At 52.7% G+C, this 14,220-nt stretch carries 10 protein-coding genes, 1 pseudogene and 1 riboswitch; of the genes and pseudogenes, 6 read left to right on the plus strand and 5 right to left on the minus strand.

Annotated features, from left to right (window positions below):
* Nucleotides 1–137 precede the first annotated feature (137 nt).
* Nucleotides 138–1,190: a class I fructose-bisphosphate aldolase gene (fbaB, locus tag OWK27_RS04965; RefSeq protein WP_000129585.1), complete on the minus strand. Its 1,053-nt coding sequence runs from the start codon at nt 1,188–1,190 to the stop codon at nt 138–140.
* 249 nt (nt 1,191–1,439) lie between these two features.
* Here fbaB and OWK27_RS04970 point away from each other — a divergent pair, with 249 nt between their 5' ends.
* From OWK27_RS04970 to OWK27_RS04980, 3 genes are read left to right on the plus strand one after another with little or no spacing between them, the layout of a single operon-like run.
* Nucleotides 1,440–2,717, plus strand: a complete 1,278-nt coding sequence (locus tag OWK27_RS04970) for a nucleoside permease (protein WP_267589952.1) — start codon at nt 1,440–1,442, stop codon at nt 2,715–2,717.
* The gene (locus OWK27_RS04975; RefSeq protein ID WP_148418265.1) at nt 2,714–3,718 is read left to right on the plus strand and encodes an ADP-ribosylglycohydrolase family protein; all 1,005 of its coding nucleotides are present in this window, start codon (nt 2,714–2,716) and stop codon (nt 3,716–3,718) included. Before OWK27_RS04970 ends, OWK27_RS04975 begins: the two co-directional genes overlap by 4 nt.
* The gene (locus tag OWK27_RS04980) at nt 3,715–4,668 is read left to right on the plus strand and encodes a PfkB family carbohydrate kinase (protein ID WP_148418266.1); all 954 of its coding nucleotides are present in this window, start codon (nt 3,715–3,717) and stop codon (nt 4,666–4,668) included. The genes OWK27_RS04975 and OWK27_RS04980 overlap by 4 nt, the downstream gene beginning before the upstream one ends.
* On the opposite strand, the gene OWK27_RS04985 is transcribed toward OWK27_RS04980, so the two are convergent.
* From OWK27_RS04985 to OWK27_RS05000, 4 genes and pseudogenes are all read right to left on the minus strand, one after another.
* Entirely contained in the window at nt 4,642–5,388 is a 747-nt protein-coding gene (locus OWK27_RS04985) for a GntR family transcriptional regulator (RefSeq protein ID WP_148418267.1), read from the minus strand. The two genes, OWK27_RS04980 and OWK27_RS04985, sit on opposite strands and share 27 nt — an antisense overlap.
* A 42-nt stretch (nt 5,389–5,430) precedes the next feature.
* The gene (gene thiD / locus OWK27_RS04990) at nt 5,431–6,231 is read right to left on the minus strand and encodes a bifunctional hydroxymethylpyrimidine kinase/phosphomethylpyrimidine kinase (RefSeq protein WP_252004400.1); all 801 of its coding nucleotides are present in this window, start codon (nt 6,229–6,231) and stop codon (nt 5,431–5,433) included.
* Nucleotides 6,228–6,998, minus strand: coding sequence for a hydroxyethylthiazole kinase (gene thiM, locus OWK27_RS04995; RefSeq protein WP_267589953.1), 771 nt, complete (start codon nt 6,996–6,998; stop codon nt 6,228–6,230). The genes thiD and thiM overlap by 4 nt, the downstream gene beginning before the upstream one ends.
* Before the next feature lie 35 nt (nt 6,999–7,033).
* Nucleotides 7,034–7,130: riboswitch (TPP riboswitch) on the minus strand.
* Nucleotides 7,131–7,451: 321 nt separating this feature from the next.
* Nucleotides 7,452–8,368: pseudogene (locus OWK27_RS05000) on the minus strand (IS3 family transposase).
* 745 nt (nt 8,369–9,113) lie between these two features.
* Here OWK27_RS05000 and OWK27_RS05005 point away from each other — a divergent pair.
* From OWK27_RS05005 to OWK27_RS05015, 3 genes are all read left to right on the plus strand, one after another.
* Nucleotides 9,114–10,124 carry an SGNH/GDSL hydrolase family protein gene (locus OWK27_RS05005; RefSeq protein ID WP_252004403.1) on the plus strand — a complete coding sequence of 337 codons (1,011 nt, stop codon included), beginning with the start codon at nt 9,114–9,116 and terminating at the stop codon, nt 10,122–10,124.
* 139 nt (nt 10,125–10,263) lie between these two features.
* The gene (locus tag OWK27_RS05010; RefSeq protein WP_267589954.1) at nt 10,264–12,384 is read left to right on the plus strand and encodes an iron-containing redox enzyme family protein; all 2,121 of its coding nucleotides are present in this window, start codon (nt 10,264–10,266) and stop codon (nt 12,382–12,384) included.
* Nucleotides 12,381–14,210 (plus strand): carbamoyltransferase, encoded by a 1,830-nt coding sequence (locus tag OWK27_RS05015; protein WP_242172165.1) that lies wholly within the window; start codon nt 12,381–12,383, stop codon nt 14,208–14,210. Before OWK27_RS05010 ends, OWK27_RS05015 begins: the two co-directional genes overlap by 4 nt.
* Nucleotides 14,211–14,220 lie beyond the last annotated feature (10 nt).

Here is a 14,220-nt window from a genome sequence, read left to right on the forward strand (position 1 = left end):
AGGTGGATCGGGAGAAATAAACTGCGGGTTTGAACACCCATCACGCCGGCCCCTCCCAAAAGGGCGAGGGAGCAAAGATCGCACCTTACGGTCCCCTCTCCCCATTGGGGAGAGGGTTAGGGTGAGGGGAAAAAAACTTAAGCGATCGTGACTTTACTGTCCAGATACACATCCTGAACCGCGTTAATCAGCTTCACGCCGTCGGCCATGGATTTTTTGAACGCCTTACGGCCGAGGATCAGCCCCATGCCGCCCGCGCGTTTGTTAATCACCGCCGTGCGTACCGCGTCGGTCAGGTCGGTTTCGCCGCCTGCCGCACCGCCGGAGTTAATCAGCCCGGCGCGGCCCATATAGCAGTTCGCCAGCTGGTAGCGCACCAGATCGATCGGGTTGTCGCTGGTCAGCTTGCTGTAAACGCGGTCATCGGTGTAGCCGAAGTTCACCGCTTTATACCCGCCGTTATTCTCGGCCATTTTCTGCTTCACAATGTCCGCGCCAATGGTCGCCGCCAGGTGATTTGCCTGGCCGGTGAGATCCGCAGATACGTGATAATCCACGCCGTCTTTCTTAAACGACGCGTTGCGCAGATAGGCCCACAGCACGGTCACCATGCCCAGCTCATGCGCACGCTCGAACGCGGCGGAAATCTCTTCTATCTGACGACGCGACTGCTCGGAGCCGAAATAGATTGTCGCCCCCACCGCTACCGCGCCCATGTTGAACGCCTGCTCGACGCTGGCGTACAGCGTCTGGTCGTATTCGGTTGGGTAGCTCAGGGTTTCGTTGTGGTTCAGTTTGACGAGGAACGGAATGCGGTGGGCATAGCGACGCGATACGGAAGCCAGCACGCCGTAGGTGGAGGCGACACAGTTACAGCCCGCCTCAATCGCCAGCTCGACGATGTTTTTTGGATCGAAATAGAGCGGGTTCGCGGCAAACGACGCCCCCGCAGAATGCTCAACGCCCTGGTCAACGGGCAAAATAGAGAGGTAGCCTGTCCCGCCCAGACGGCCGGTATTGTATAGCGTCTGCATGTTTCGCAGGACGGCAGGCGGACGGTTGTTGTCGACCATAACGCGGTCTACGTAGTCATGGCCAGGCAGATAAAGCTGGTCGGCTGGAATGGTCATACAACGATGCTGTAAAAGGCTGTCGGCGTCTTTGCCAAGCAACTGCGCAATATCAGTCATAGTGATGCTCCCGTAAGTCCGACGTGATGTCGGCACGTGTGATCCAAACCTGCGTTTTTTGCAGGCAGACTAAGCCTGGTACCGACTTACTCTATTTTCCACCATGTGCAACTTTTTTAAGCACAATCTGCTGGCTCGTTTCGTGTACAACATTTTTGTTACACTGATCATACAATCGCCTTAAAGGTATTTAAAAGGTATTATCACATGGTATGTTACTCGCGTACCTCTGACATGCAGGATTAAAAAATGAAAACGAAAGTCCAACTGTCATTCATGATGTTCGTTGAATGGTTTATCTGGGGCGCCTGGTTTGTGCCGCTGTGGCTATGGCTGAGTAAAAGCGGGTTTACCGCAGGGGAAATCGGCTGGTCCTATGCCTGTACCGCCATTGCCGCGATCCTCTCTCCTATCCTGGTCGGCTCGCTGACGGACCGCTTCTTCGCCGCCCAGAAGGTGCTGGCGGTGCTGATGTTCGCCGGCGCCATTCTGATGTACTTCGCCGCACAGCAAACCCAGTTCAGCACCTTCTTCCCGCTGCTGCTGGCCTACTCTCTGACCTACATGCCCACCATCGCCCTGACCAACAGTATCGCCTTTGCGAACGTCGATGACGTGGAGGCCGACTTCCCGCGCATTCGCGTAATGGGAACCATTGGCTGGATTGCTTCCGGCCTGGCGTGCGGTTTCCTGCCGCAGATGATGGGCTATAGCGATATCTCTGACACCAATATTCCCCTGCTGATGACCGCAGCCAGCTCTCTCCTGCTTGGCGTCTTCGCGCTGTTCCTGCCGAATACCCCGCCGAAGAGTACCGGCAAGCTGGACTTCAGGGTGATGCTGGGGCTGGATGCGCTGATCCTGCTTCGCGACAGGAACTTCCTGGTGTTCTTCTTCTGCTCGTTCCTGTTCGCCATGCCGCTGGCCTTCTACTACATCTTTGCTAACGGCTATCTCACCGAAGTGGGGATGAAAAACGCCACCGGCTGGATGACGCTCGGCCAGTTCTCTGAAATCTTCTTCATGCTCGCGCTGCCGTTCTTTACCAAACGCTTTGGTATTAAGAAGGTCCTGCTGCTGGGCCTGATCACCGCCGCCATTCGCTACGGCTTCTTTGTCTACGGCGGCGCGGAGCAGTACTTCACTTACGCCCTGCTGTTCCTCGGAATCCTGCTGCACGGCGTGAGCTATGACTTCTATTACGTTACCGCGTACATCTACGTGGATAAAAAAGCGCCTGTGCATATGCGCAACGCGGCGCAGGGCTTGATCACGCTGTGCTGTCAGGGCTTTGGTAGCCTGCTGGGTTACCGCCTGGGCGGCGTGATGATGGAAAAAATGTTCGCTTACAAAGAGCCGGTGAATGGGCAGACCTTCAACTGGGCCGGAATGTGGACATTTGGCGCAATCATGATTGTGGTGATTGCCGTGCTGTTTATGCTGTTTTTCCGCGAATCGGATAAAGAGATCACCGCAATTGAGGTGGTTGATGGCGATACCGCGCTGACACGAGGGGAAGTTAAATGAAACAAGACCGTATTCTCGGTGCCCTTTATGGGCAGGCGTTAGGGGATGCGATGGGGATGCCGTCGGAGCTGTGGCCGCGCAAGCGGGTGAAAGCGCACTTCGGCTGGATCGACCGTTTCTTACCCGGCCCGGCTGAGAATAATGCCGCCTGCTACTTTAAGCAGGCGGAATTTACGGATGACACGTCGATGGCGCTGTGCCTGGCCGATGCGATTATCGAATGCGACGGAGAAATCGATCCGGATGTTATCGGTAAACATATTCTGCGCTGGGCGCTGGACTTCGACGCGTTCAATAAGAATGTGCTCGGCCCGACGTCCAAAATCGCCCTGAACGCCATCCGTGACGGCAGGCCGGTGAGCGAGCTGGAAAACAACGGCGTCACCAACGGGGCGGCGATGCGCGCCTCCCCGCTGGGCTGCCTGCTGCCGGCCACGCGCCTGGCGCACTTTGTGGAACAGGTTGCGATGGCCTCCAGCCCGACGCATAAATCGGATCTCGCCATCGCCGGGGCTGTGGTCATCGCCTGGGCGGTATCGCGCGCCATCGACGGCGAAAGCTGGCAGAACATCGCCGATGCCCTGCCGGGTATCGCCCGTGCGGCCCAGGAGGCGAACACCACCACCTTCAGCGCGTCGCTCTCGGCACGCATTGAGCTGGCCCTGAAAACCGTGCGTGAAGCCAACGGTACGGAATCGGCCAGCGAGCAGATCTATCAGCTTATTGGCGCGGGAACGAGTACCGTTGAGTCCGTTCCGGCAGCCATTGCGATGGTCGAACTGGCGGGAACCGACCCGAACCGCTGCGCGTTTTTGTGCGCCAACCTGGGCGGCGATACGGACACCATAGGTGCGATGGCAACGGCAATCTGCGGCGCGCTGCACGGCGTGCAGGCGATCGATCCCGCGCTTAAGCACGAGCTTGATGCGGTGAACCGGCTTGATTTCGGCCATTACTGCGACAAGCTGCTGCACTTCAGGGAGCAAAGGGAGGGGGTATGAGCGCTTTTGCCCACCGTCTTGAAACCCTTCATGCCACACGGCCGGTCACGGTGCTTGGTGCGGCCGTCATCGACGTGATTGCCGACGCGTACGCCCTGCCCTGGCGGGGGTGTGATATCGAACTGAAGCAGCAGGGGGTGAATATTGGCGGCTGCGCGCTAAATATTGCCATCGCCCTGAAGCGGCTCGGCATTGCCGCGCAAAATGCACTCCCCGTCGGCCACGGCGTGTGGGCAGATATTATCCGTAACGCCATGGCAAAGCAGGATCTGCACAGTGCGGTAGAAGCGGAAACGGGCGATAACGGCTGGTGCCTGGCGCTGGTGGAGCCCGACGGTGAACGCACCTTTATGTCGTTCAGCGGCGTGGAGAACCAGTGGCAGCAGGGCTGGCTGGACGGGTTAAGCGTACCAGAGAAAAGCCTGGTCTATCTGTCCGGCTACCAGCTGGCTTCACCCAGCGGCGAACTGCTGACGGCCTGGCTGGAAAACCTTCAGGATGTGACCGCCTTTATCGATTTCGGTCCGCGCATTGCGGATATTCCGGACCCGCTGATGGCGCGGATCATGGCCCGTAAACCGATCGTCTCGCTCAATCGCCAGGAGGCGGAACTCGCCGCCGAATGGCTTGGCGTGAATGCAGAAAACCTCGGCGCGCAGTGGCAACACCGGTTCGGCGCTGCGCTGATCGTGCGCCACGACAAAGACGGGGCGGTCTGGTATGACGGTGATGCTTCGGGGCACGTTCCGGCTTTTCCAGCAACCGTCGTCGATACCATCGGTGCGGGTGACAGCCATGCGGGTGGCCTGCTTGCCGGACTGGCCGCAGGCTGGTCACTGCCTGAGGCGGTGCGGCTTGGCAACGCCGTCGCCGCCTGGGTGGTCAGCCATCGCGGTGGAGACTGTGCCCCCACGCGCGAGGCATTACTCCTCGCACACAAAAACGTATAGATCGCTGCGGCAGTAGCTGATGCTGTACTCAATTGGCCGGTGCTGTTGATCGAGCGCGACTTGCCTGATAACCAGCACCGGTATTTTATCGTCCATCTTAATATGCGCCTGAAATTCGCTGTCCGGCATACAGGCGCTGACGCGTGAACGGGTGCGCTGCGGAAAGATATTCTGGCTGCGGAAGTAATCATACAGCGAGACGCCAATGTCGTCCGGGTTAGGAATTAACCCTACCGGTACCCAGGACTCCTCTATCGATACCGCATCGTCGTCCACGTAGCGGATGCGCTTAAGCAAAAACACCTCGCTCTCTGGCTCCAGAGAAAGCTGGCGGGCAATCTCTTCCGGGCACTTCACGACGCTTCTGTTGACCCACAGCGTGTTGGGCGTTTTCCCGCGCAGCACCACCTGCTGGGAAAAACCCCGCGCCTCTTTGAGGGAATATTCAAAGATATTGTTGATCTGCGTGCCGTAGCCGCGGGCGCGGGTGACGACGCCAGCCTCCTCCAGCGCCTGCATTGCTTTACGCACCGTAATACGCGATACCCCGGCGAGCTGGCTCAGGTCCCGCTCGCCGGGCAAAATATTCCCGTGTGCCAGCACCCCGCTGCGCACCGCGTTTTTCACCGTTTCGGCAAATTTCAGGTACAACGGCATGTTGTCTGGCGCGGCAATGCGTTCCCTGAGTTGGGCAATTAACCGGGTATGCGCTTGTTCCATCTCTGTTTTTCTCTGGCATAAGGTTTCCTGCCAGTATACGGCTTACCACCATGCATGGAAATGGTGAACCGGACCAATACCGTGACCCACTTCCAGAGAATCCGCTTTTGCCAGCGCGCCGGAGAGCCATACCTTGGCTTCCTGCACCGCACCCGCCCAGTCAGCGTGGCGCGGACGCAGCGCCGCCAGCGCCGCAGAGAGCGTACAGCCCGTTCCGTGGGTGTTTTTGGTCTGTACCCGCGGTGCGGTGAAGCGCTGCGCGCCGTCGCGGGTGAAGAGCCAGTCCGGGCTTTCTGCGTCATCAAGATGGCCGCCCTTCATCAGCACCGCGCTACACCCCATCGCCAGCAGCGCGTTCCCCTGCTCTTTCATTTCGCGCTCGTTCCGGGCGTGTGGCGCATCCAGCAGCGCGGCGGCTTCAGGCAGGTTGGGCGTGATCAGGGCCACCTGCGGCAGTAGCTTCTTACGCAGCGTTTCGACGGCGGAGGCCGGGAGCAGCGGATCGCCGCTTTTTGCCAGCATCACGGTATCGAGCACCACGTTTTGTATCTGATAATGCCTGAGCCGTTCGGCGACCGCTTCAACGATATCGGCTTCTGCCAGCATGCCGATCTTGGTGGTATCAATGCGTACATCGCTGAATACCGAATCCAGCTGCGCGGCAACAAAATCTGGCTCAATGCGATAAACCGACTGTACGCCGCGCGTGTTTTGCGCCACCAGCGCGGTGATGACAGAGCAACCGTACGCGCCAAGTGCGGAGAAGGTTTTCAGGTCGGCCTGGATCCCTGCCCCGCCGCTTGGATCGGTACCCGCAATGGTGAGAGCATTAATGCGTTTCATACCCGCTCCTCCAGCGCGTAGAGCGCGTCCAGAAAAGCAGCGGCAAAGCTTCCGGGGCCGCGGGTCTGGGATACGGCAATCGCCCCCGCGCGCTTCATCCACCCGCAGGCCGCCGTCACGTTGTCGAGCCTGTCGCCCGGCAGCGAACAGCTGGCGGCGACGACCGCAGAGAGCGCGCAGCCCGTTCCCACCACGCGGGTCATCAGCGGATCGCCCCCCGTAACCGTGCGGGTTCGCTGGCCGTCGGTAATGTAATCCACCTCTCCCGTCACCACCACTATGGCGCTGGTCTGGCGGGCCAGCGCCTGCGCAGCGGGCAACGCGCTCGCCGCGGTATCGGTGGTATCCACGCCGCGTCCACCCGCGCTCATGCCGGTGAGGGCAAGAATTTCCGAGGCGTTACCTCGAATAGCCGCGGGTTTGAGAGAAAGTGCCTGGTGGCAAAAGCGGGTACGGAACGTCAGGGCGCCTACCGCGACCGGATCCAGAGTCCAGGGTTTGCCTGCGGCCACCGCACTCTCTATGGCCCGGCGCATCGACTGGGCACGCGGGGCGGTAAGCGTGCCAACGTTGATTAACAGCGCGTCGGCAAGCGCGGCAAACTGTTCGGCTTCTTCGGCTTCGATCACCATCGCCGGCGATGCGCCAAGCGCCAGCAGAACGTTGGCGGTGAACGTCTGCACGACGTCGTTAGTCATACAGTGTGTAAGCGGGGAACGGGTTCGGAAATGATGTAAAACAGGTAGATCGAGCAGGTTAGTCTGCATGGTTTCGCTCCTGCCGTACGTGAAGAAGCGATGACCGGGAAGGCATCTGACTTCCCTACGCTGGCATTATCCAGATCAGGTAATACGGGTATTTCTCAGCCTTCACAAAGAAGGGCACCCCGAGTCATTTACAAAAAAAATCAAAAGCTTGCGATTAACGTCCCGTTAATCCCTGTTCTGGATCATGCCAGCGGGAAGCCAAAGACTCAACCCTAAAAATTCCTCTGTGTCCCAGCTTGTGTCTCACGTTGTGTCCCACAGATAAATGGCAGGCACAAAAAAACCGCCCATAAGGCGGCTTAAGGAAATTATTCAGTCATGATGATTTAAACCGCATACGTTTTCTTCATGCAGTCGAAGTGCTTTTGCCAATTCCAATTGAAATGCAAATGACAAGCGGGAACAGCTGATCTTGAGACCGTCAATAATGATGTGTGAATAGCCACGAATAATCTAGACACTTCCTAGTCGTTGATAATACTGGTTTTCATATTCTGCCGGTGACATCTGATTGCTCGAACCATGCCGACGCTTACTGTTATAAAACATTTCGATGTAATCAAAAATATCGCTGCGGGCTTCTTCCCACGTTCCGTAGATCTATTTCTTTATCCGCTCGCGTTTCAGTCACTGGAAAAAGCTTTCTGCAACCGCGTTATCGTGACAGTTACCGCGACGGCTCATACTCCCTTCCAGGCCGTGTGATTTCAGGAACGACTGCCACTCATAGCTTGTGTACTGACTGCCCTGGTCCGAGTGAGCCAGTACCGGTTTTTGCGGATTACGCCGCCATACAGCCATCATCATTGCGTTCAGGACAATGTCCTTTGTCATCCGGGATTGCATTGACCAGCCGATAATTTTGCGTGAGAACAGATCAACAACCACGGCAAGATACAGCCAGCCTTCGTGGATCCTGATGTAGGTGATGTCCGTTACCCAACGCTCATCCGGTGCTTCCGGGTTGAACTGTTTAATCTGTCCTGTCAGTCTCAGGTCTGCCTGATGGCGTTGTGAATGCGGCTGCTGAAGCCAGGCGTAAAACCCACTCGGATGAACATCCAGCACCCGGCAGAGCATACGAACAGGCAAGCAACTGGCGTTGTCACGGATAAAGGCGCACCTCAGTCGGACAGCTTTGCGAAGTACGCCGCGGCTTTTTTTAATATGTCCCGTTCGTCGGTAACCCGCTTCAGCTCTTTCTGGAGATGGCGGAGCTAGGCCTGAGCATCTGACTGTTCTTTATGAGTGGAAGAATCCGGACCGTACTTCGTTATCCAGGCGTAAAGGCTGCGAGTGGTGATATCGAGACGTGTTGCAACGCTGGAAAGAGAATGACCGCGATCTACAACCTGTTTGACTGCTTCAATTTTAAACTCTACGGGAAACGCTTAACGCTCATTGGCACCTCTCTTTAAGTCATCTTAAATGACTCTGAGGTGTCTGTTAAACCTGTGGCGATTCAATACTCATCCCCCGGGTACATATGCACTTTATCCACAAGTGATTATATATGGAAAAGCAACCGGATATCGGCTTCCAGTAAGTTTCGTCGGCTAAGGCCAGTTAAAGTCGAAAAGTCAAAAAACAACCTTAGCGTACAATAATTTTCGATCACCAAAGTGACCCTAGGAAGCACGTACCTCACAAAGACTGTAAATAGTATCTCGTGATTCACGGGCTTTAGGCCATTAACTTTGTTAATTATTTCCTCTTTATTATCATATTAATTCATGTTGAATTTTTTTCATGTCTATTGGAAAAGAATTTATTTTTTCGAAATTTAGTTTTTAGTGTTACGTAAGACATACTAATCAGATGAAAAAACCGCTAGGAGTAGATGGCGGGTAACACATGCAGAAATTATCTCACCCAAAGTGTAAATTAATTGTGATTGACATGTTTCTACCGATAACGATACATTCACAGAACTACGAATAATTCAGAGAAAAAAGATCTGGATATATTCTTTAAAAATTGTATAAGCCAAGTGACAATGGCTCAAAAAAACCAAGTTAAGCCATGCTTAATTCATCATTTATTAATGATTACATATTAATGGTTCATTACTAAGTCTGTCCACATCAGGAACCAGAATATAACAAGGGAGATGCTATGAGTTATGTGGAACAATTAACTCCGCAGATGTTGGCATATTCGAAAGAGTTTGCTGATAATGGCAAAATAAATTGGCTTCCTTATGTCATGTACTTTCATCCGTATAATCATCGATCATCTGTTGTTAATACAGATAGTCGGGGCTTCAGGTATAGTAACGCCTGCGGAAAAATATATTCTGTTGGTGATTGCAGTCAACTTAATAGTTGCCGCATTATCGCTGGGAGTTCAACGGTATTCGGTATAGGAGCAAGCGCGGACTGTCATACCCTGGCGTCACGGATGAGTATAAATGATCCGCATACATCTCCATGGATTAACTTCGGGGGGCGTAGTTTTAATTCTACACAGGAAATGATTCTGTTTTCGCTTAATCGCCACCTGTTGCCTGAGATTGATGAGGTCGTTTTAATGTCTGGTTTTAACGATCTTGGGCTGGCGCGGTTACCTGCGCGTTTTCGGCAAGAACATGGTGCTTTTTTTATGGGCAACCAGTTTCATAGTGCCATGCAGAGCTTCCAGGAGACTCGTGTGTCACGATGGGTTAGTCGTAGGAAGGCAGTAGAGCATGATGATGTTCCTTCTCTCGAAGAACAGATTTCCTATGCTGTTGAACTCACGAGACGGAACCTATCAAACTGGTCAGCGCTTTGCTCAGATATGAAGGCCCCCCTAACTTTTGTGTTGCAACCTCTAGCAAACTGGGTGCGTGTCCGTGGGGCAAAAGAAGAGGAATTACTTTTTGCTGAACGTGAGAAATTGGGCGGATTTGCCCAGCAGTACGGGGATATTCTTAGTCAAGAGACCTATGAAACATACCGTGACAAACTGGCTGCGGCGTGTGACGAACTGGGTATTTCTTTTATCGATCTGACATCGGCCATTCAGGATTCCATTTCGGATGATTTATGGCTTTTTGTTGATCGTATTCATTTCACAGATGAAGGGCATGACATTGTTGCCCGCATTTTGATTGAACAACTTGCGATGAAAAAGAGGAAATCATGAAGCGACTTATTCTTGCAATTAAAATGTTATTCGTACGTAAAAAGAAAAAGAAAAAAGACGATCCCTCTATTTATCCTATGTTCTGAGGCACATCGCAACATAATTGGAAGGTATTTCGTTATTTATTTATGAGGGGCTTATGTGGCGAGCTGTTTTTGCTTACTCGGTGCGTCCGGAGATTTATCTGGACGTAGATAATATTTATAGTTTGTTTCCTGAACAAATCCCCCTGAGCGGAAATATTACATCATGTGTTTCTTCGCTCACTTTAACATTGAAAAATTTAGCACTACGCTGGAAGCAATTTCATGAATTCGCAGGGCATGGCTCGTCTGTGCAAAATATTATTCTTCAGCAGACCGCTCCCCTTGCAGCAAGTATGGGAGTGGCGCTTCACGGAATGAGCGCACCGGGCGTTTTTGAGGATGCAGTGCATTTACGTCTTCTTACGTTGCTTGCCGATGATGTTGGAGTGGGAGAGGCAGAAAATTCTCGCTTTGACCGGTTCTGTTCACTCGCGCGTACCCAAGGCGTCTCGAATATGTCAGCTGGCAGCCGGGAGTTGAGTGATATTCGTGAAATTCGTGATATATGCTTTAAGTTTCCCGCCATACTTTACGCTATGAGCAGGCGCAGTGACGCTTTTGATTATGAACTTATTGGTTTCGATTTTGCTTGGAGAACCGCTGGTCTTTTGCCTGCCTGGCAATCGCTCGATGTTAATGAATCGGCGCTAATGCACCTAAACATGGGAGTCGGACGCGGTGCTGCCCTTTCTTACGGAGAGATAGTACAGCCGATTACTGAAGAGCTTTTCAACAGCCTGTGTGCTGAACAAACAGCCCGGACGAGAATAGCCTTCGGCATTGGCTTATTCGAGGCGTTGTTGCAGGAGCTGGATGATGCTGTACTTACGATTACGCGCTCGATGTGCAATCCCCGCCTCGCGATGGCTAGCCTTATTCAGGAACGAGCTCGTGAAGCTCAGGTTTATCATGCAGGATTTATTCTTGAGGGACGCCCTCTTTCAGAGTGGTTTGCTGAGGCTCGTGATAATCCCCTTCCTCTGGTTGATGCTCTTGGTTGCAGCCGCTTGGTTCGTCCAGGGGCTCCTGATCGTAGTGTTTTGATTAATGGCTTGGTGTCAGACAATGGAGCGATGTTCCGCATCTTTAGCCAGAAAGATCTTCTAACGATCCGTAACTGGATACTCAGCCTTACCGATGCTCCTAACAACGGCGAGACAATTTTACCCGCTGAAGTTTGCGTAGCCTCATTCTCTTGTGAGGTTCGTGCTGGCGATTGCTCACTTGGAGCCCAACCTGGCGACATCCGCAGCGCATATTACCTATTACAAGGGAGGGCACTTACCCCAAACTTACGTGATTTTGCCAAAAGTTATTGCCACTTCTGGCTCCAGAAAGCACAGGAATCTTTCGACAAAAATCCTCGTTCTTTCCCACATACTTGGTCTCCGGGCATACTCAGGGAATGGTTGTTAACGTCGCATGATGCACATGCTCAGAATTTTAGTACCTCACAAAACGTCGATATGCCTTCGCGTGAATCTGTCATTGCGCAGACGCTACAACTAGCACCACTCACCCTGATTGATGGGGCTTGGCTTCAAGGATTTACTGACATCTCGCTGGCCTCTAGTCGCACGGGAAGTCCTCTGTTTGAGACATTCTGGGATGAGCTCGGTAATGGTCAGTGGAGACTTAATCATCCGAAAATTTACCGAGATGTTCTCGCTGCAATGTCGATAACGTTACCTGCAACTGGCAGCCTTTCTTTTGCGCAAGATATACGGTTTGCAGATGACGCTTTTCAACTCCCGGTTTACTGGCTTTGCCTCGGTAAATTTCCGTTAACATTCCGACCGGAAATTTTAGGTATGAATCTGGCGATGGAACTGTCCGGGGTCGGCGGCACTTACCGAAACGCGCACCGTTTCCTCAAGCATTATGGACTGCCGACCACTTTTGTCGATTTACATAACACCATAGATAACGTCTCAACTGGGCATGCAGCTTGGGCCGCAGAGGCGATTGATGCATGGATGCAATACTCGCAAGATCTGATTCCCGTAGAAGCAACTTGGGCACGTATACGACTTGGTTACGAGTCTCTTGCTCCTGTTGTTAATTCACCGGAACAGCTGAATTTCTTTTCTTCACATAAGCGAGATCTGCAATTTTCGAGTGACCTTTCCCCCTTGTTACACCGTCAATTCCATTCCTTCGAGGTGGTAGAGTGAGACATTATCATTTAGGTATTTCAGCCTATTTCCATGACAGCGCAGCAGCTCTGGTGTCTGAAGGACAAATTATTGCCGCTGCGCAACAGGAAAGATTCAGTAGGAAACGCCACGACAGCAGCTTCCCAGCAGATGCCATCTGTTATTGTTTGGATGAGGCAGGTGTAGGGCTTAGTGACTTGACGTCAATTAGCTTTTATGATGCTCCAGATCTTAAGTTCGAACGTTTAATTTCCTCGTTTGCCAGCGCGGGACCGGGAGGTCTTGCCGCTTTTCAGCGGGTCTTTCCAGAATGGATTCGTTGGAAGGCGCGGCCAGAAAAACAGATCATGTCTTCGCTATTGAAACTTAATCGCGGGCACCCCAAGGTAAATATCATTTACGGTACGCATCATCGCTCTCATGCGGCGTCTGCGTTTTATCCTTCTCCCTATAATCGTGCAGCTGTGCTGTGTATCGATGGTGTAGGCGAATGGCAAACGACCACTATCTGGCACGGAGAGGGTTCTGACCTCACGCTGAAAAATGCAATCTCCTATCCACATTCACTCGGACTGCTTTATTCAGCATTTACCGAGTTCTGCGGTTTCAAAGTCGATTCAGGTGAATACAAGCTTATGGGGCTTGCCCCTTATGGCGAACCGATTTACGCACAAAAAATTCTCGATGAGCTTATTACGCTTCGTTGCGACGGATCATTCTCCCTTAATATGAACTATTTCACATTCCTTCAGGGACAGAACATGGTGGGTGAAAAATTTGAATCCTTGTTTGGTCGTTCCAAACGTCAACCAGAAAGTGTAATCACGCAAGACGATTGTGATTTTGCTGCCTCAATTCAGAAGGTTGCAGAAGAGGTGGTATTAGGCCTGGCGAGAGCAGCGAAGCAGTTGACGGGAGAGGACCGTCTCTGTCTCGCTGGCGGCGTTGCCTTGAACTGTGTGGCGAACGGCTGTCTTTCACGGGCGAGGATCTTCGATGAGATTTGGATCCAGCCAGCGGCGGGTGATGCCGGGTGTGCGCTTGGTATTGCGTTGGAGCAGGATGCTAAATGTCAACAAAAACGAATGAAGCCAGCTTCTGGTCACCGAGATGCAATGCAGGGGGCTTACCTGGGACCGGCATTCAGTGACGAGAGGGTGATGAATTATCTGAATGAACAAGATATTCCCCATCAGCTGTTATCAGAGGAAGAAATGCTGAGTTTTACAGCAGAAGCGCTGGCATCTGGCAAGGTTGTGGGCTGGTTCCAAGGAAAAATGGAATTTGGGCCAAGGGCGCTGGGCGCGCGTTCTATTCTAGGCGATCCACGTAACATTGAAATGCAAAAAACCATGAATCTCAAAATAAAGTTTCGCGAGTCGTTCCGACCTTTTGCTCCTATGGTGCTTGCTGAACGTGCATCGGAATTCTTCGATATCCGTCAGGAAAGCCCCTATATGTTGGTGGTTTCAGAGGTGCGTAAAAAGTGGCTTAAACCTGTTGAAAACCGTCATCTTGGCTCAATCAATGATGTTCGCTCGACGATGCCCGCTATCACCCATGTTGACAATTCAGCTCGTGTACAAACCGTGCATCCGGAAACGAATCCGCTTCTGGCTCGACTATTACAAAAGTTTGATGAGCTTACGGATTATCCCGTGTTGGTAAACACCTCTTTTAACGTCAGAGGAGAGCCCATTGTATGCACGCCGGCTGAGGCATACCTCTGTTTTATGCGAACTAATATCGATCTCCTAGTGTTGGGTAATTGTGTCTTGCGTAAGGAAGAACAACCCGCCCTGGAGAACGATTCGGACTGGCGTACAGAAATCGCTCTCGATTAAATTATGAGGC

The organism is Enterobacter cloacae complex sp. 2022EL-00788 (genome assembly GCF_026627565.1).
GTDB classification, from domain to species: domain Bacteria; phylum Pseudomonadota; class Gammaproteobacteria; order Enterobacterales; family Enterobacteriaceae; genus Enterobacter; species Enterobacter pasteurii.